The following is a 17361-nucleotide window of genomic DNA, read 5'->3' on the forward strand; positions in this document are numbered from 1 at the left end:
GCAGGCGCCGAAGACCACCTTCCGGCGCAGGGTCGCTATGCGGCGAAGCCGACGTTGGTGACGTATTCGTACTGGCCCCACTGCGAGCCGAGGTCGACGATCGTGTCCTGCCATGCGGCGTCGAGGCTTTGGTGGTCGCCAGCCGCCCAGGAGCCGACGATGCGGTCCCAGCGGCGTACGTTCATCGTCCGGTACTCCACCACGCGCTGCAGCGGCTGCGGCACCTGGGACTGGTTGAGCGGGTGGATCTCCACTCGCGTACCGCGTCCGTCGCGGTTGAGGCGCCTGAGGAGATGGCGGGCGACGTTGTGACGGCGCACCGCCCGGTACACCTGGTCAATGCGTTCCAGGTTGGCCTTGGAGGGGCGGCGTTTGCTCTCCAGCCAGGCCTTCAGCGTCCGGTGAGTCACTGTAAGTCCGGCGTCTTGCGCTGCCTTCAGGGTCTGGGTCGACTTCGTCAGATAGTGCAGGCGCGCCATCCAGCCGCGCTTGGCGGTCACGGGAGTGGCGATGCCGCCCGCGAGTTCGTCGAGCTTGCGAGCGACGGCGTCGCTGCCCTTGATACCCCGGGCGCCGAACCTCCCGAAGTCGATGTTCTTCTCCGGCACTACTCCCCCTCTCCTGCGTGCTCACCGGCGTCGGTTCCGGCGGCGTACGTGTCCTTGACCTTGACCTCGGTAACACCTCGGCCTTCGGCGAAGACACGGCGCCAGTCACCGATGACGTGGAGTTCGTCGGTGCCCATCGCCCGGACGACGGCCAGGCCTTCGTCATGGGCCTTGAGCGCCTTGAGCCACAGATTGGCGAAGGCCTGACTGCGGATGAGGTGCATCCAGTCCGGACGGTAGAGCTCCCGGTTGTAGTTCGACTCCCCCATCGTGGAGACGAACTTCGAGTACATCGCCTTCACGTACTCCAGCGTCACCGTATCGCCCTGCTCGATCGCCGTGTCGCGGGCGTCCTTCAACGCGATGCGGAACTTTTCCAGCAGGTTCTCCGTGGCCCCGGAGGTGTACGACTCGTGGATCTGAGGAGGCGCGCACAGCTGGTGCTTCGGGCCGGACAGGCGCAGCAGGAGGCGCAGCGTCGGCTCGGTGACCCACAGGGGACCGGGCTCGTCCCTCTGGCCGATCGGGTTGGGCAGCACCACCTCGTGCTCCCACTCGGGCGGGGTGATCAGGTGGACTCCGGAGCGGCGGCGGTCGTGGGCCAGGCCGGTGGAGTGCTCGAGCTGGCCTAGGGGAAGGTGCGTCTTGAGGGCGGAGAGGTAGGCGCCGTTGATGTCGAGCGCGGTCACCTCATGCTGGCCGGGCGGGAGTTCGTGACGGGTCCACTTGGGGCGGGCCTCCCAGATCTGGTCGGCGCCGCGTGCGGTCTGCTTCTTGAGGATGTCGGGGATCCAGGGGTGCGCGATCACGTCGTAGCGGGCGCCCTTGCGGGTCTCGTCCAGCAGTCGCATCGCGTCCGGGATCGCCCGCTTCAACAGCGCCGCCGTGGCTGCGTCGACGTCGCCTCGGTGCTCGGCGAGCGCGCCCTGCACGGCCTCGCGGATCAGGTCGACCGGGCCGGACGGCTCCTGGAACGCGTGGCGGGCCGGGCCCTTGGAACGCTCCGTCGCACGCGCCGGACGTGTCGTGCGCAGCGACGCTTTCAGGGTTTGCGCAGTGGGCTGTTCGGCTGGCGCGGTAGCGGGGGCTCCGGTGGCGATGGGCTGGCAGTCGGCCGGGGCCAGGTGCTGAGCGAACCCCGCCACGCGTTGTCCGGCCGGACGACCGCACAGCACACACGGCTCGGGTACGACGAGCAGCTCTACGTCGTCCCCGTCCTCGTCCTGCGCGGGATCCGGCGAAGACGAGGGGGTGACGGTCGCGGCCGTGTCTGACGTAAGGGGCTGCTCCGCAGCCGGCGCCGCCTCGGTCTCGGTGGCGAGCTTGGTGTTCAGCCCGTCCAGCAGGTACGCGTATTTGGTGCGGATCTCGCCGGCCGGGTCCCGGCCGCTTTCCCATCCGCTGAGGGTTGACGGACTCACGCCGAGCGCGCGTGCCACCTGCGCCTTGGACAGCCGAGCCCGCTCCCGCAGCTCGCGGCGCACCTGACAGGGCGGGAGTTCGGCCTCCGGGCCGACGGCGTCGAGCAGCGAGTCGATCGCGTCGAAGTCGCTCACCGGCTCGTCCCCTTCGCTTCGGTCCGGACGGAACGGCGCCTGTCGGCGGGCAGCGCCTCGCACGCTCTGGTCGGACCCGCCAGCAGGTCCAGCGCGCTAATGCCGTAGTGCTCGGCCAGGACGTCGACGTCGCGCAGGCTCCAGGAGATGGCGCCCGACTGCCGGCGCGACACCTGCGTCTGCGTCAGTCCCAGCACCCCCGCAACCGACCGCTGCGAGTCACCCGTCACCTGCATCAACGCGGCCACTGCCAGCCGCAGCGACTCCTCCAAGCTCAATCCCATGCCGCCATCTTACCTGAATCTATGCAACTATCGCATGATAATTAGCTTTTTACTATTAAAAATGCAGTAAAGCTTTCAGGTTCTCGCAGGAGCTAAAGATTCTCGGGCAAAGTGGGAGTCAGCGATCCGGGCCTCCCTGATCCCGCGGAATCCGTCGGGCCGCGCGCCGGGCTTCCCGTTTCGCCTGGCGCGCCTCTTCCACCGCACGATCGGACAGGCACCGCGGGCACACGAGGTCCACGACACGGCTGCGCAGGGCCCGGCGCAGCCGGAGCCCGGGCGGCGGCCACCCACGGCAGTGGCGGCGCACCGTACGCACTCCAGTGCCCAAGAGCGCCCCGACCACGGAGGCGTTGTCAGCGTAGTTGGCCAGGAGGAACGCCATCTGCGCCCGGTGGCCGGCCGGGAACCGGGCTGCGAACTCGGTCCGCTCTTCCGGCTGGAGGAGCGCGTCGTGGCGTTCGCAGCGCGGCGTCGTCTTGTTGTTCCGGGTGATGCCCGGGGAGCTGATGTTCATAGCTAAAGAAGCCTGCCGGGGGCCGTCTGTGGACAGCGGGCGGCCATTGAGGGCTTCCCGGATGTGCCGTCACCGGCAGGGTCGGCGCCCGTCACACTCAATGCTGCACCTCCCGGATCATTGCGATCCATACCGCCGCTCCTCCGCGGGCTCCTTCCAGACGGAGGCACCGAACGCCCATACCCCGCCCCGTGTATCACTGCGGTGGCTGGGGGCTGGCCGATGCTCCTTCCGGATGCTCGTTGATCCAGGACAGGCCGCCGATGTCGAGGCGGTGCCGGGTGCGGGTGACGGCCACATAGGCCAGGCATGCCTCTTTGTCGTCGATCCGGCGGGCAGTCCCCTGCCCCGTGTCGCGCGGCGGGCCGTCGGAGGGCGGGGTGAAGTCGTCGGCGATCTTCACCTGTGCCCATTCCCGGCCTTTGGCCTTGTGCGCGGTGGAGACGGTTACCTCGGACTGGTCTTCGGGGGCGAGATGGGCGACGGCGGCCAGGATGGCGTCAGCGCCGTGGGTGTCGACCAGGTCGACCAGGGGTTGCAGGTCGCGCCCGGCGGGGTCGTGGGTGGCGTAGTCCTGCAGGTCGCCCCAGGTGGTGAACAGCACCAGTTCGGGGTGGGTGGTGCAGCGTCCTTCTTTGAGGTCGCGGGCGGCCAGGGCCAGAGCGCGCAGGCTGTCTCCTCCCCCGGCCAGTGCGACCCGGTGTCCGCCGGACAGCAGGTCCATGACCTGGGCCATGGCGCCGACGTTGGTACGGCACAGCACCGCGTCGGGCCGGGTGACGGGGCCGAGTTCGGTGGGCACGGTGTCGGCGCCGGTGAGACGGATGGGGGCGTCGGCCAGGTGCAGCCAGCGGTTGGCTTCCTCGGCGAGGCGGGGGCCGAAGCGGAAGGACCGGGACAGGGCGAGCTGGGTGCCGTCGAAGCCGGTCATGACGTCTTTGGCGCCGCGCCAGTGGTAGATGGCCTGGGCGGAGTCGCCGACCATGACCAGCTGGGCGTGGTCGCGTTGGGCGAGGAAGATCTGCTCGACGACGGGGTTGGTGTCCTGGGCTTCGTCGAGGAGCAGGAAGTCGGCGTCGATTATCGGCTGGGTGAGGGCCCAGATTTTCAGGTAGTGGTCGTGATCGAAGCGGACGGCGCCGTCGTCGGGGTGTTGCAGGTCCATCCAGGCTTTGCGGGCGAACGGGACGACGTGTGCGGCGAGTTGCGCGTGCAGGCTGGGCTCTTCCAGGCCGCGCAGGTGCGGGATGTGGTGGCGGGTGATCGTCGTGTCTGCGGTGTGGCAGAAGCGGGCCACGGTGCGCAAAGTGACGTAGGAGAGGGTCTTTTGGGAGAGGTCGCGTTCGCCGATGCGGAGGGCTTTGGCGATGCCGAGGGCCTGCCCGGTCTGCCAGGCGGGGCGGCGGGGGGCGTTGAGGCGGCGGGTGTAGCGGTGGCCGACGGCGGCGTAGGCCAGGGCGTGGGCTGTCTTGCACAGGACGCTCTTGGGGAAGCGCGCGGCGGCGTCCTGGGCGATGGCCCGGTTGTAGGCGAGGTAGCGGCCGCGACGCTGGGTGGCGTGGGCGAGCTGGGCCAGGGTGGTGGTCTTGCCGGTGCCCGCACCGGCCTGCAGGGCCAAGTGTTCGCCGGTGCGGAAGGCGTCGGCCGCGGCGGCCTGTTCGTCGGTCGGTTTCAGCACGGCGCGGCTCCGGAAGTGTGGGTCAGGGCGTGCCCGACGGCCGCGATGAGATGGGCGGGCGTGGTGTTGGCGAGCAGTTGCTGCAGGGCCCGGTCGAGGCGGTCGGCCTCGTCGCTGGCGTGCTGGGCCAGGGCCCGGTGAAGGGCCAGTTCCACGAAGCGTTGGGGTGTCTGTGCTGCGCGGTCGGCCGCTGCCGCGAGGGCGGTGTGTGCGGCGGGCGGGAAGGCGACGTTGAGGAGGATCTTGCCGCTTCGGTCGGGGTAGTGCGTGGTGATGACGTCGATGGGCAGCCGTGTGCCGATCTGGCGGCGCAGTCGAGTGAGGGCCTTTCCCGGGGTTTTGGCGCGTACGACGGTCATGAGCCGGGTGGCGTCGGAGTTGGCGGCGAGCGGCATCGTGCGGGCGGCGTGATGGAGTTCTGCCGCGGTGAGGGATCGGGTCAGGGTGATTTCCAGGGCGTGGTGCGCCATCGTCATGCCTCGCCTCCGGGGTCGTGCGGGAGGCGCGTACGGATGTGCGCTGCATGCAGGAGGGGGTCGAAGACCTGCCATCCGGCCAGGGCAAGGTCGGCGGCGTTCGGGGCGGCGGCATGAGCGGGGCAGCGCTGGGTGCGCCAGCGCAGCTGCTCCCCGTACGGCAGGCGGCTGAGGTCGTAGAGGGCCATCAACTCGGCGGGCAGGGTGAGTTGACCGCGCTGCGGGCTGGCAGGCAGGAGTGCCCAGACCCCTTTGGGGGCGTCGGGGGAGAGGACGGGCAGCGGGCAGCGGCGGCGGTGCCGGGTCTGGGCCACACACCGGATGTCCTCGACCGGCCGGTCGGCGAGATAGCGGCCCAGCAGCAGCTGCACGACGGGACGGGCGGGCCAGTCGCTGGGGGTCGCCGGCTCACGCTCGGGCGCGGGTGGCGTGGACGGGGCGAAGGCACCTGAGTCGATCAGGCGCCGGGAGCGGACGCCGAGTTGGCGGCGCATCTCCTCGATGTGGGTGGTCAGGCGGGCAGTCGGGGTGCGGCTCGGGCAGAGCACGGCGTGCGGGATGCGGCACCAGGCGCTGCCGTCGCCGTGCGGGTGGGCGATGCCGCAGCTCAGATGCCAGCGGCAGGAAGCGGGGACGTGAGCGACGGCGAGTTCGGCGGGGTGCAGGGCGATGGGGCGCCGATCGGCGCGCTGATAGAAGTCGATGTGGTTGCCGCAGGTGCGGCAGCGGCCGCTCTGACCGGTGCGCAGCAGGCGGCTGGGGCTGGTGGCGGCCACCCGCAGCGGCCGTCGGGGCCGGGGGGCACGCGGGCTGCCGTCCCAGCGACAGGAGGTGGAGGCGGAGTTGGGGCACATGGCGGTGAAGCTTCCAGACGACGCGCCGCTGCACCGGGACAGCACCTCAGAGTGTCCTACGGATGGCGCAATCCCGGGGAACGCCCGCACGACTGAACGAACGTGTGCTCGACGTCGGGTCGCCTGTTCAGGTGATGTCGCGCCGGGGTGACAGAGGGGCCTGACGGGCGGTTCAGAGTTGCGGCGTGCCGGGTGGGGCGTGGTCTGCGCAGAGGGAGCCGAGGAGCTCGTCGATGGAGACGTCGAGGGCGTGGGCGAGAGCATGCCAGGTGGTGACGCTGCCGGTGGTGTGGCCGTGTTCCAGGTCGATGAGGGTGCGCCGGCCCAGGCCGCTGCGGCGGGCGAGTTCGTCGAAGGTCCAGCCGCGCTCACCCCTCAGCCTCGCCAGCGTCACACGCAACGCGAGGAGGTCGGGATCGGGCGGCAAGATCGTCACCCCACCATCCGACGGTGCAGGACCCTGCCCTGTCAGTGCAGACCTCTGCACTATTTGCTAGGGAAGGGGTGACACTCGGCGGTGCTGGAGTAAGTGCTGCAGCGTGCCCCGCTCCCGCCCCGGACGACGCCTGGGGCACGCCCGTTCGACGGCACGGATCAGATCGGAGGGAAGCGAGCCCGATGAGGCTCTCCACGCACGAGACGGTGCAGCGCATCTGGACGGTGCGGCTGCACCCGCAGCCGGGCGGGCCGCTGCTGAGCTGCCCTCAATGCACGCTGCACGGCTACCGGTTGCCGGCCGCCTCGGCCCGCTCCGTTGCCCTGACGCACCTGGCCCGCCACGCCCGACGGGACGTGCTGCCCAGGCATTTGCGGACCTGCCAGTGCCGGGCGCGAAGCTGCTCCTGGCACCCGCGTCATCGCGGCTGCGCCGGCCCCGTGCTCCTGGCGCTGACCTGCGACCGCAGCGGCCGCGTGTGGCGCCTCGCGGATGCATGCGCCGCCTGCGCGGCCGCCACCACCAACACCGCCGTCGTACCCGACACCCTGCTCGCCTCCACATGCGCGCGGCGGGCCGGTCCGGCAGCCAGGCCCTCGCACGGACCGGGCGAGCGGCTGCGCGTCCGGGAAATGCTCACCTACCTTGCTGTGGCGCCGCCCTGCTACTCCTCCCCCGCCGCCCGGCTGCTGGCCCTGCAATGCGCCCTGCGCGCCGACGGCCGAGGCCGCGTCCGGCTCTCCAGCGGTCTTCTGCGCAGCATGCGGCTGCACGGCCGTGCCGAACTCTGGAGCGAACTGGAACATGCCGGGTGGCTCCGCTGTTCCCTCCCGCGGCGTCCCCACGTGGAAGCGCGTCTGCTCGACGCGGGCATACAGAGCCAGACAGCCGGTCGCAGTGCCCGCGCCCGCGCGGCGCACTGGGCCCTGCGCCCTGTTCCGCTGGTCGCGCCTCGAGGTATGTCCCCCACGGTGCAGCTCACCGCTCTGGTCCTGGCAGCCCACACGTCCGACGGCGTCGGAAGCGCGGAACTCGACGTCCTTGCCCGGCTGGGCGGTCAGTCCCCGCAACAGGTGGAGGACCTCCTCGACCAACTGGTCCGCTGCCGCCTCCTGGCCGCCTGGCAGCACCTCAGGGAGCACGACGAGATCTCCTGGCGCCTCCCCGAACACAGCGCACCGAGCAGCGCCCCACCAGGAAGGTGACCCCGCGGCGGGCCGGTCGTCCCGCTCGGCTCAAGGGGTGCGTAACCGGTCGAATGATGCCCGCAATTCGTCACGCTCGCACGCAGTCGGGCAGGAAGTCGCCATGCTTTGTTCTTAGTGGCCGGGCATGGCGGTGCGGACGCTAGCGTCCACCGGAGTGCGCACTGCTGCGGGAGGCTGGACGTCATAGTGGAAGCGGTCTCGGAACTTCTCACTCTCAGAACGGACTACGCGGCCAAGCTCGATGCCGACCTGGAGCTCGTCGAGAAGGACCGCGAGCGGGTGCGTGCGGAGATCACCGCGTTGCAGGATCAGCTGCACACCTTGGAAGGCAATCACGCCCTGCTGCTGAGCATGCGGGAGACCCTGTCGGGTCACTCCCCCGCCGCCTGCCCGGAGCCGGGGCCGGGCGGTGCAGTTACGACCGGCAACGCTCCTGCCGCTTCGTCTGTGTCCGACGGTGTGCCGCACTCGGCCGACGGTGCCGCTATCGGCTGTGGCACGGGTGTGGAGGCACCGGAGGAAACGCCGGAGGCCGCGAAGAAGGCGCCGACGCTGCGGGATCTGGTAGCTGGTGAGCTGAAACGGCGGAGCGATCCCTGCTCGTCGCACGATGTCGCCGCCGCACTGGCTCGGGCGCACCCTAGCCGGAGGATCAAGGAGCCTGCGATGCGTCACGCGCTGGAAGCGCTGGTCGCGCAGGGACGGTCGGGCGGTCCAAGCGCGGCTCGCGCGTCTTCTACTTCTCGGCCGGCACGGGTAAGGGCTGACGTTCGCCCGCCTGGCGGAGTGTCATCGCTGGTTCAGGCAGCCGCGTCGCGAAGCGGCTGCGCGGGCGACAGGAAGACCGGCATCGTCTCGAAGCCGAGAGCTTTGAGGCTGGCTTGCTGGCGGGGCGTCATCTGGGCGCTATCCCTGCGCCGCCGGATCAGCCAGGCACCGAGGTGGACCTGGTCGCCGAGGATCTCTTCGGTGTGGTCCTTGGGCATGTCGAGGTGCCCGTGGCGCTGGTGGTACTGGCGGGCCGCGCGCAGGCCGCGGTTAAAGGCCCTCTCGCGCAGGCTGGTGGGGCGGGTCAGCAGCATGATGTGGGGATGGGCATCGGGGCAGGCGCGGGCCAGGGCGGCCAGGAGGTGCTTCTGCTGGGGATCGAGCAGGTGGAAGTGGGTGATCTGGCGGTCCAGCCAGCTGTCCCAGGCGGAGTCACGGCTGTCGTGGCGGTGGTAGGTGCACCGCCAGGTACTGGTGGTCAGGCGGCGTCTGATCTGCGCGTAGGTGTACTGCCAGCGCAAACTCCAGGGCGGGTTCCAGAAGGGGTCGACGGCGTTGAGGGAGGCGATGCGGGCTGGGGCGAGCTGGCCGGTGTCGGCACGGCAGCGCATGGTCTCCAGCCAGGCGGCCAGGTGGCGATCACCGCCGTGGGCGTTCTTGCCCAGGGCGAGGGTGCCGTGGCGGGCGGCGCAGGCGGTGATCTGGGCCAGGTGGTGCTCGAAACTTTCAGGGGGATGGGGCCAGGACAATCCCATGCTGGTGAGGGCGGCGATGCGGTCGGCCAGCAGGGCGTCTGCGGCGTACAGAGAGCGTTGCTGGCCGATCCACTGGCCCAGGGACAGGCCGTCGCTGGTGACGTGTTCGCTGGGGACGTTCAGGTGACCGTGGCGGGTGCGGAAGGCATGGGCGGCCTGCAGTCCGTCCTTCCAGAAGGCGTTGTTGGGGGCCTTGTGGGTGCGCAGCTTCAGGGTGCGGGTTACCTCGCCGGCACGGTGCGGGCGCGGTGCAAGGGGCTGTGGTCGCGCCTTCATGCGGGAGCCGAACCGCTGATAGGCCCTGGTGTCGTAGACGGCAAGGCCGTTAAAGAAGCGCCAGAAGTCTGAGAACGAGGAGGATTCCATGGCCTGTCGGGTGGACTGGCCGGGTGCGATGTAGACGGGGATGAAGATGGATGCGCACTTGGCCTGGCCCGGGGGTTTGCGCAGGGCCCGGCCGATGCTCTGGGCGATGTGGTTGGGGCTGCGGCGCGGATCGGCGATCAGGATGCCGTCGGTGTCGGGGGCGTCGACACCTTCGCTCAGCACGCGGACACTGGCGAGCACGGCGCAGTCGTGGCTGCCGGCGGTGCTCCCTTGGGTGTGGGCGGAGAAGTGCTCGAACTCGTGGAAGATCTGCTGGCGTCGCCAGGGCGCCTGGTGGCAGTGCAGGGCCTGCGCCCAGGGGTTGCGGATGCCGGTGCGGTCGGCGAGCACGTCGGCGGTCTCGGGCAGAGAGGCGACGAAGCCGCGGGCGGCGGCGATCCGGCCGTGGAAGGACAGCACCCGGCGCGCGTCGTGTTCGGCCATGGACATCAGCAGGGCTGCCTGCATCGCGGCCAGGCGCAGCCCGTCCTGATGTGGGGTGGGCAGGGGGTCATGGAGAATGCCGCGCAGCATGCTGTCGTGGACTTCCGGCACGATGAGCTGGTAGTCGGCGAGGACGCCGCGTTCGATCGCCTGGGCCAGGTCCAGGTTGTAGACGACGGGGCCGTAGATGGTGGGGTCGTCCATCGAGGCGAGTCGTTCGATGCGGGTGCGCGCCTTCGGGTTTTGCGTGGTGCGCCAGTTGCGGGGCGTGGCGGTCATGTAGAGGCGGTGCGCGGCCGGGATGGCGCGGTCGTCGTGGATGAGTGCCCAGCGTTTGTCCCAGTCGCCGCTGGTGCGGTGGGCTTCGTCAGCCAGGGCGAAGACCCAGGGCGGCAGCTGTTCACCGCGGTGGGCCTCGGCGATGGTGGGCAGGGAGGCGTAGGTGGCGAAGACGGCGATGCGTCCTCCCCCGGCGACACGGCGGGCCAGCACCCGGGCATTTCCGGTGAGCAGCAAATGGCCGCGCAGGCTGCGGTCGTGGACACCCGGCAGTGAGCAGACGCCGATGAGCTGGTCGAAGCCGCCGTCGGCCAGCCAGCGGGCCGCCGTCTGGGTCAGGAGTTCGAGGGTCGGGACGAGGATGAGGACGGGGCCGCGCTCAGCGAAGTGCTCCGCGACGCGCTTGCCTATGAGGGTCTTACCGGTGCCGCAAGCGGCGATGATGGTCGCAGCCGCATGCCGCGTCCCGCTCAGGGCGTCAACTCCCGCAGCGACGGCTTCTCGTTGGTGGGGGCGCAGCTCAACACGGCCGGGCATGACGCGCTGACTCCCTCGTCGTGAAACTGCGTGCCCGCGGGGCACCTTCACCAGTCTGTTCGCAGTGGAGAGCCTGGCAGCTTTGCCGCAGGGTCCGGCCGACACTGACCGAAGCTGCTCTTTCTTTTCTTCGCGCGTGCGTAATCGGTCGCCTCCGGGACCGCGTGTGCGCCAGATGGGACCGTTTCGTCAGCCTGGGCTGCCAGCCGAGGGACGGCGGGAGTTAGATGAAGCCGCAGCCGGACATCCCGGAAGGAGCGCCATCGTGGCGGAGCAGCGAGACGAATGGCTCGGGCGGCGCCGGATGCACCTGCGGCTGCGGTTTCTGCAGGGTGAGTCCACCGGCTCGTACGTGACGCGGCTGGCTGCCCGCAACAACCGCCCTGCGCAAGAGGTACTGCGGAGCATGGGCACCGGCCCAGTGCCGGTCGATCCTCAATACACCGAGATGTACGTCAGCTGCTACGCGCGCGAGCGGCTGGCCACCCTGGCCGGTTACACCGTGGCCGAGATGCAGGAGCGTCTGATCGGGCTGCGCGACGAATTCCTCATGCCCAAGAACGCCAAGGACGACTGGGAATGGCCCTGGGACGCGCGGGCCGGCTACATCGTGCAGGCCTGCTCCCTGTGCGCGGCGCGCCGCGGCACCCGCTCGCCCGCCTGGCTGATCCTTCCCGACCCCTGGCAGGTGTGCCTGCGCCACCAGCGCTGGACGGACAACTCCCGCAGCACCAGGCACCCTTACATCGATCTCAGCGAGCTCGCGGAGGTCGTGCGCGCGCAGCAGCGCCTGAACCGGATACGCAAACGCCTGGGCCCGGCCGGACGGTGGGTGTTCGCGGACGCCTGTTCCATCCTCGTACGCTCCGGGTATCTTGAGGACCCGGCACAGATCAAGCAGTGGGCTGTCCTCGCGGCCGAGCTGGGCGAGCAGCGAGTGCGGCCGCTGGCGCAGTTCAGCCGACTTTCCCTGCTGACCCAGGACCTGGCCTGGCTCGAGGTGCGCCGCCTGAACGGCGTACTGGGCAGCACCGAGTACCAGGACTGGCTGCCGCGGACAACGCGTCGGCACGGCTACCGGTCCATCGAGCCGCTGACCGTCTGGCACCGCCAGCACCGGCCGCTCAAGCAGGGCATTCCGCAGTTTTCCAGCGGAGACGTGCCCTCAAGCACCGTAGTGCGAAGGGTGACCGGTCATGCCCTGCCCTCCCCGTTGGCGCCGGTGGAGGAGCTGACGTGCCTGCCGTGGGTGCGCATGCCCAACTCGATGGACCGGTTGTTTCTGTAGTCATCCGCGCCGCGTACGGCTGCTTCGGCCTCGGCTGAGCAGGGGCCCGGTGGATCTCCGGTAGCAGGGAACCACCGTCAAGGAAACAAGGGCATCTGCATCCTTTCGGGTGAACTCCTGCGGCTGCGTCACACGAATTGGGAGGAGGCCCGGAGCCTGGTGGACGTCTGCCGCGCAGCAGGGCACGGCGCGGCACGAGGGGAGCAGCTCGTGGACTTACAGGTGCGCTACCGCGACGACATGGGCCACGAACGCCTCAGCACTCCACGGGCGTTGCGCGGACTTCCGGTGGAGGAATGGCCGGTGCTGCACGAGCAGCGCGCCTACCGGGGGCGGAAGTCGAAGGTGCGCCAGTGGTGGTCGTCGACCACAAAGAAGGACATCAGCTGCCGGTCCCGGGAGCATGCATACGCGGCCATGTTCCTCGACCGCGACCCGCACATCGTCTACCTGGCTGCACCGTCGCTGCAGATCGAATGGCGCGAGGGTGAGCGTGCGGGGGTGGTGAACCCTGCGTTCATGGCGCGCACCGTCGAGGAGCAGCAGATCCTCTATCTGCACTCCCCCGCCGGGAAGGAGCCGGACGATCAGGAATGGTCGGTGGCCCAGGCAGCCGCCGCGCCGGCGGGATGGCAGGTGGATGTCGCCGGCGCCCCGGGCGGCCAGCTGCGCCGCAATGTGTACATCGTCTCGCAGTTCCGTCACGACGAGTTCGCCGACGAGAGCGCCAGGGCCGTCCTGCTGGAGGCATTCGCCCGGCCCCTGCCGCTGAGCAGGGGCGCCGATGCTGTGGATCTTCCCCCCGGGCAGGGCCGCGCCAGCAGCTGGAACTTGCTGTGGACGCAGGATCTAACGACGCACTGGGATGAGCCACTGACCCCCGACAGCACGGTCTGGGCGGCCGGAGCGGCAGCATGAGCGCCGTCCTTTCCCTGCCGGTCGACGCCCCGGACGAGCGGGCCGGGACGCTCCGGCCGGGGATGACGGTCCGGTGGAAGACCGGCCGCTATCTGGTGGGCGCCTTGCAGGGTGCCAACGTGCACCTGGCGGCGATGGACGACGGCGGCCAGGACGCGCTGGTACTGGTCTTGCATCCTGGTATCCGCCCCGGACTTCGCCGTGCTGAAGGCCGACGGGACGCCACAGGAGCCGGAAGCGGTGCCGGACCTGTCCGTGCTGGACCGGCTGGACAAACAACAGCTGGAGCACCTGCGCTGCTGGGAGAAGCATGTCCGGGAGGTGCTGACCGGCCGCCCTGCCGGCGCCCGGTCAGGCGCCTTCACTCCGCGGCACGGCTATGATCCCGCGACCACCACCCGCACCGCCCGCTACGCCCTCAAAGCAACCGAGCTGAAGGCGGCCGGTCTGACCGGGTCGGTCGCCACCGTGCAGCGCAAATGCCTGGCCTACGAAGCACACGGGCTGCTCGGCCTGGTCGACAGGCGGTGGCTGCGCACGGCCACTGTCTACGGGAACGTCGACGAGCGGGTGGTGGCGCTGATCCGCCAGGAGGACAAAGCCCAGCGCGGCGATTCGGCGGGCACCTTCTCCCGGCTGTACAAACGGGTGCGCACGGCGCTGCGACGCGCGCACCCGGATGAGTACCGCGACCTGATGCCGGCCCGCACCACCTTCTACGACCTGCTCAAGCGGCTGGGGATCTCGAAGCAATCGCTGGAGGCCGCGCCCGGGCAGGACAGTGACGCCACTGCCCCGCCCGATCCTCCTTACCATCCGGCGCCAGTGTCGTTGCTGGGCGAGCGCGTGGAGATCGACGGCACCGGGCTGGACGTCCTGGCGCTCGGCGACGACGGACGTCCTGTAGCAGTGGAGTTGACCTACGCCCTCGACATCCTGAGCCGCAGCTTCATCGCCGGAATGATCGTGCCCAAGTCTTCGGGCCGGAAGAAAGGGCCGGGCAGCCGGCGCCGCGGCGGCCGCAGCACCAAGTCGCTGGATGCCGCGCTGCTGCTGGGCCAGGCGATGGCGCCGCTCGCGGCGCGCCCCGGCTGGTCGCCACAGACGCTGGCCGCCAACTCGGACCTGCCCTACACACAAATGCTGGCCGGCGATCCGCGGATGGCCGGCGCCGCGGCCCGGCCCGTCATCCGCCCGAAGACGGTGGTCGTCGACAACGCCAAGATCTTCAAAGCCCGGCACTTTAGGGACGTGTGCAGCATGCTGGGCATCGAGGTGGAGTCCGCCAGGGAGCGCACCCCCACCGACAAGGCGGTCATCGAACGCACCAACGCCTCGGTCAAGAGCATGTTCTCCCAGTTCGTCGCCGGCTACACCGGCAACAAGCTGGCCACACGCGGCAAGGACGTCGAAAAGGAACGGCTGTGGCCGCTGAACAAGCTGCAGGACATGTGGCACGAGTGGGTGGTCACCGAGTGGCAGCGGCGGCAACACGAAGGACTGCGCTCCCCCTTCCTTCCCTCTCTCGTCCTCACGCCTAACCAGATGTACGCGGCGGCGGTGGCCGTGGAAGGCGCCGTACCGCGGCCGGTCACACCGGATGAGAGCCGCAAGCTGCTCCTCCAAACGAAGCGGACCGTCACCCGCGACGGCATCAAGATCGGCAACCGCACATATGTCAGCCACCGCATCCGGGAGTTCAAGAACCGCCACACCGGCATCAAGGGACAGGGCCGGCGCTGGCCGGTCTACTACAACCCCTACGAGCCCAGCCGGGTGTGGCTGTACGACCACACGGTCAAGAACGACCCCGCCCGCAGCCCGTGGGTGGCCTTCGACTTCAAGTACCAGCACCTGATCCACGATGCCTGGACCCAGTATCTGTGGGAAAAGGCCGCCGACTTCGTCACCGGTCTCGTCGGCCGGGAAGGCAGCGAGGAAGAAATCGCCCGGGCCGTGGACGATCTCCTGGCCCGCGCACGGCGCGGCCCCTCCCCCACCTCCACTTCTGCCAAGCCGGTGGCCGCGTTCGTTCCGCAGCCCCTGGAGATCACCGAAACATCGGTCAACCCGTATGCGGGGATCACCCGGGCCGAACCCGGCAGCGTGACGCCCGCACCGTCCCTCAACGTCGATGCCAAGGACCTCTTCCCCGGCCGCCGTGCCGCGCTGCCGCCCACTGCGCCCGAACGTGCCGCCTCGTCTGCCTCGCCGGTCCAGGCGCGGCCGCCGCGGCGCCGTCCCGCCTCTGCGGGAGGACAGAGTCTGGGCGGATCAGCCAGCGACATTTTCCGGGAGCTGGCATCGGATCCGCCCGAGAAGCCGCCGCGGCCCGACCAGGAATCGCCACCGCCCAGCCAAGACTCGCAGGAGACGTGATGGACGCTGCGCGCACCGCCCCGAAATCAGTCGCCCCCGCAGCTCTCGCTGCGCGGTGGGCGCCGCTGGATCCCGAACTGCTCACGGTGCGGGAGGGGTTCATGGACTTCGTGCACCGCAAACTCGAGCCTCCGGATCTGCAGGACTGCGCCCCCCAGGGCACGAAGGTCACCGACACCGACCCGCGGATGATCTATCACGGGGAGATGATCCCCGTCAGCACTCCCGACGTGACCCAGGGGCTGAAGGACGCGCGGCGCACCCTGCGCACCAACCGGTTCCGCCCCACCGGCAAACGCATGAGCATGATCATCGACGGATGTGCCGGCAAGACCACGCTGCTGCTCCAGATCGGACGCGCCTACCAGGGAGTGCTGGAGACCGAACGTCGGCCGGACAGTGAGTGGACCCCCGTGGTCTACATCAACGTCCCGCCGCGCCACGAGAGCAACATGGACTGGTCCCTGCCCTTCGCGGACTTCTTCGGCATGGACCACACCATCAACATCGACAAGCGGACCTACCGCAGCACCGACATGACCGAACCGGTCGTGCACGCCATGCGGGAGAGCCGTACCTCCCTGGTCCTCATCGACGGCGTCGACCGCATCCACGACAGCGACCTGGCCACCGCCTTCGATTACTTCGACTGTCTCCAGGCCCGCCTGCGCGTCTCCGTCATCTACAGCGGTCGCGGCGCCACCGGCATCGTCAACGAAGGCCTGCACAACCGCCGCCGCAGCGAACGCCCCCGCACCTCCGAGCAGTTCGACAGCAGTCTGCCCGTCATGCGGATCAGCCCCATCCCGCTGCACGCGGGGCAGGAAGGGGGATGGCGGGGCGTGGTACAGCGCTACGACTCCAACCTCCGGCTCTACAACCACAAGCCCGGCGCGCTGCTGGACCTCGAGGAAAAACTCCACGCACGCACCGGCGGCTACATGGACACCCTCGACCAGCTCATCTGCCAGACCGCCCAGCAAGCCATCGAAGACCAGACCGAAGCCATCACCCAAGAAGCCCTCGACAACATGATCGTCGGCCGCAACGACCCCGACAACGACTGGGATTAGGAAATCCCGGCGCCGGAAGCGACCACCGCAGCATGGCGGGAAGCCGCCGACCGGTTGTTCACTCCGCAGAAGGCTGCAGGCACAAGCCGCTCTCGGGAGGGGCCGGCCCCGACACAGAGAGGTGATCATCCTGCAGGAATCGGACGTCATCACCGTACCGACCGGCGGCGGCCCCCAGCTGGCGCTGCTGTTCAGCGTGGACAGCGATCCGTTGCGCATCTCCGCGGCACGTCTTGTCGCCTACGCTGACGTGCCGCGGCGACAGTCCACGGTCCGGTGCGCACAGCCGCAGGACAAGCCGCTCGTGGAGCGGGTCGGGAGCCTGCTGCTCAGTGGGCTGGCCGGCCTCGCCCCGCGAACCCGCCAGGATGCCGAGCAGTACCTGGCAGATCTCGTCGCCACCGTGAACGGGGACCTCGCCGGGCGTCAGTGATCCGGTGCGGGCTGACTCTGCCGAGTCGGCCTGCCGTACCGCTCGCTTGGAGGTCACGGTCCGTCAAAGGGCAGGCGGTGTGAGGGACGATGCCCGCATGGACAACGAAGGGAACCGGTCCGCTGCGGCCGGAGCTCAGATCCCCGCACGGCTGCGTGCCGTCGGACCGGGCTGGCATCCCCTTTTGGAACGCCTGCACGCGCAGCTCACCGTGGACGTGCCCGGTTACCGGGTCACCGACGTGACGGAGAAGCTCGGCGGCTTGCGCATCCATGTCGCCACCGGCGAGCAGGCTGTGCCAGAGAAGGTGAGGGCGTTGGTGGCGGCATCTGTCGCGGAGGCGGCTGCTACGTGCGAATTCTGTGGGGCAGTCGGCCGACCACGCTCACGCAACGACGCCCCCGGAGGATGGATCAAAACGGTCTGCGACACCTGCCACGCCGACTGGTCCGCCCACAAAATCCTGATCGTACGGGGTGGCGTACTGCGCCGCCCGGTTTGACG

General features: G+C 69.6%; 16 protein-coding genes. 7 read left to right on the forward strand and 9 right to left on the reverse strand.

All coding sequences use genetic code 11. The features are described 5' to 3' along the window. Window positions 1–35: 35 nt before the first annotated feature. The 8 genes from ABZ370_RS41515 to ABZ370_RS41550 form a co-directional block, all read right to left on the reverse strand. Window positions 36–608, reverse strand: a complete 573-nt coding sequence (locus tag ABZ370_RS41515; protein ID WP_358632931.1) for a transcriptional regulator — start codon at window positions 606–608, stop codon at window positions 36–38. Further along, the gene (locus ABZ370_RS41520; RefSeq protein WP_358632934.1) at window positions 608–2164 is read right to left on the reverse strand and encodes a helix-turn-helix transcriptional regulator; all 1557 of its coding nucleotides are present in this window, start codon (window positions 2162–2164) and stop codon (window positions 608–610) included. Before ABZ370_RS41520 ends, ABZ370_RS41515 begins: the two co-directional genes overlap by 1 nt. After that, window positions 2161–2448 carry a helix-turn-helix domain-containing protein gene (locus ABZ370_RS41525; protein ID WP_358632937.1) on the reverse strand — a complete coding sequence of 96 codons (288 nt, stop codon included), beginning with the start codon at window positions 2446–2448 and terminating at the stop codon, window positions 2161–2163. Before ABZ370_RS41525 ends, ABZ370_RS41520 begins: the two co-directional genes overlap by 4 nt. Window positions 2449–2566: 118 nt before the next feature. Continuing rightward, the gene (locus tag ABZ370_RS41530; protein WP_358632940.1) at window positions 2567–2965 is read right to left on the reverse strand and encodes a hypothetical protein; all 399 of its coding nucleotides are present in this window, start codon (window positions 2963–2965) and stop codon (window positions 2567–2569) included. Window positions 2966–3161: 196 nt separating this feature from the next. Then, complete coding sequence (locus ABZ370_RS41535; protein WP_358633064.1) at window positions 3162–4640, reverse strand: UvrD-helicase domain-containing protein; 1479 nt, start codon at window positions 4638–4640, stop codon at window positions 3162–3164. Beyond that, window positions 4637–5119 carry a hypothetical protein gene (locus ABZ370_RS41540; protein WP_358632943.1) on the reverse strand — a complete coding sequence of 161 codons (483 nt, stop codon included), beginning with the start codon at window positions 5117–5119 and terminating at the stop codon, window positions 4637–4639. Before ABZ370_RS41540 ends, ABZ370_RS41535 begins: the two co-directional genes overlap by 4 nt. Further along, window positions 5116–5973 carry a DUF6083 domain-containing protein gene (locus tag ABZ370_RS41545; protein ID WP_358632946.1) on the reverse strand — a complete coding sequence of 286 codons (858 nt, stop codon included), beginning with the start codon at window positions 5971–5973 and terminating at the stop codon, window positions 5116–5118. Before ABZ370_RS41545 ends, ABZ370_RS41540 begins: the two co-directional genes overlap by 4 nt. Window positions 5974–6145: 172 nt before the next feature. Next, a complete protein-coding gene (locus tag ABZ370_RS41550; RefSeq protein WP_358632949.1) occupies window positions 6146–6409 on the reverse strand; it encodes a helix-turn-helix transcriptional regulator in 264 nt (87 codons plus the stop codon). Window positions 6410–6591: 182 nt separating this feature from the next. Here ABZ370_RS41550 and ABZ370_RS41555 point away from each other — a divergent pair, with 182 nt between their 5' ends. Next, the gene (locus tag ABZ370_RS41555; RefSeq protein WP_358632951.1) at window positions 6592–7614 is read left to right on the forward strand and encodes a hypothetical protein; all 1023 of its coding nucleotides are present in this window, start codon (window positions 6592–6594) and stop codon (window positions 7612–7614) included. Window positions 7615–8417: 803 nt separating this feature from the next. On the opposite strand, the gene ABZ370_RS41560 is transcribed toward ABZ370_RS41555, so the two are convergent. Then, a complete protein-coding gene (locus ABZ370_RS41560; protein ID WP_358632954.1) occupies window positions 8418–10766 on the reverse strand; it encodes a Helicase associated domain protein in 2349 nt (782 codons plus the stop codon). 265 nt (window positions 10767–11031) lie between these two features. On the opposite strand from ABZ370_RS41560, the gene ABZ370_RS41565 reads away from it, so the two are divergent. The 6 genes from ABZ370_RS41565 to ABZ370_RS41590 all read left to right on the forward strand — a co-directional run bounded on the left by ABZ370_RS41565 (window position 11032) and on the right by ABZ370_RS41590 (window position 17359). After that, window positions 11032–12054, forward strand: a complete 1023-nt coding sequence (locus tag ABZ370_RS41565; protein ID WP_358632957.1) for a TniQ family protein — start codon at window positions 11032–11034, stop codon at window positions 12052–12054. Between the two features lie 210 nt (window positions 12055–12264). Beyond that, complete coding sequence (locus ABZ370_RS41570; RefSeq protein ID WP_358632959.1) at window positions 12265–12972, forward strand: hypothetical protein; 708 nt, start codon at window positions 12265–12267, stop codon at window positions 12970–12972. Between the two features lie 255 nt (window positions 12973–13227). Further along, entirely contained in the window at window positions 13228–15351 is a 2124-nt protein-coding gene (locus ABZ370_RS41575; protein ID WP_358632962.1) for a Mu transposase C-terminal domain-containing protein, read from the forward strand. After that, window positions 15351–16424 (forward strand): ATP/GTP-binding protein, encoded by a 1074-nt coding sequence (locus tag ABZ370_RS41580; protein WP_358632965.1) that lies wholly within the window; start codon window positions 15351–15353, stop codon window positions 16422–16424. Before ABZ370_RS41575 ends, ABZ370_RS41580 begins: the two co-directional genes overlap by 1 nt. Before the next feature lie 121 nt (window positions 16425–16545). Beyond that, window positions 16546–16857 carry a hypothetical protein gene (locus tag ABZ370_RS41585; RefSeq protein ID WP_358632968.1) on the forward strand — a complete coding sequence of 104 codons (312 nt, stop codon included), beginning with the start codon at window positions 16546–16548 and terminating at the stop codon, window positions 16855–16857. Between the two features lie 97 nt (window positions 16858–16954). Continuing rightward, a complete protein-coding gene (locus ABZ370_RS41590) occupies window positions 16955–17359 on the forward strand; it encodes a hypothetical protein (protein WP_358632971.1) in 405 nt (134 codons plus the stop codon). The last annotated feature ends 2 nt before the right edge of the window (window positions 17360–17361 follow it).

This window comes from Streptomyces sp. NPDC005962, assembly GCF_040629205.1.
GTDB lineage: Bacteria > Actinomycetota > Actinomycetes > Streptomycetales > Streptomycetaceae > Streptomyces.

What these genes read in the sequence shown, in the direction of transcription:
- ABZ370_RS41525 (WP_358632937.1), bottom strand. Translation starts at nt 2,448, where the DNA reads ATGGGATTGAGCTTGGAGGAGTCGCTGCGGCTGGCAGTGGCCGCGTTG.
- ABZ370_RS41530 (WP_358632940.1), bottom strand. Translation starts at nt 2,965, where the DNA reads ATGAACATCAGCTCCCCGGGCATCACCCGGAACAACAAGACGACGCCG.
- ABZ370_RS41540 (WP_358632943.1), bottom strand. Translation starts at nt 5,119, where the DNA reads ATGACGATGGCGCACCACGCCCTGGAAATCACCCTGACCCGATCCCTC.
- ABZ370_RS41545 (WP_358632946.1), bottom strand. Translation starts at nt 5,973, where the DNA reads ATGTGCCCCAACTCCGCCTCCACCTCCTGTCGCTGGGACGGCAGCCCG.
- ABZ370_RS41555 (WP_358632951.1), top strand. Translation starts at nt 6,592, where the DNA reads ATGAGGCTCTCCACGCACGAGACGGTGCAGCGCATCTGGACGGTGCGG.
- ABZ370_RS41560 (WP_358632954.1), bottom strand. Translation starts at nt 10,766, where the DNA reads ATGCCCGGCCGTGTTGAGCTGCGCCCCCACCAACGAGAAGCCGTCGCT.
- ABZ370_RS41580 (WP_358632965.1), top strand. Translation starts at nt 15,351, where the DNA reads ATGGACGCTGCGCGCACCGCCCCGAAATCAGTCGCCCCCGCAGCTCTC.
- ABZ370_RS41590 (WP_358632971.1), top strand. Translation starts at nt 16,955, where the DNA reads ATGGACAACGAAGGGAACCGGTCCGCTGCGGCCGGAGCTCAGATCCCC.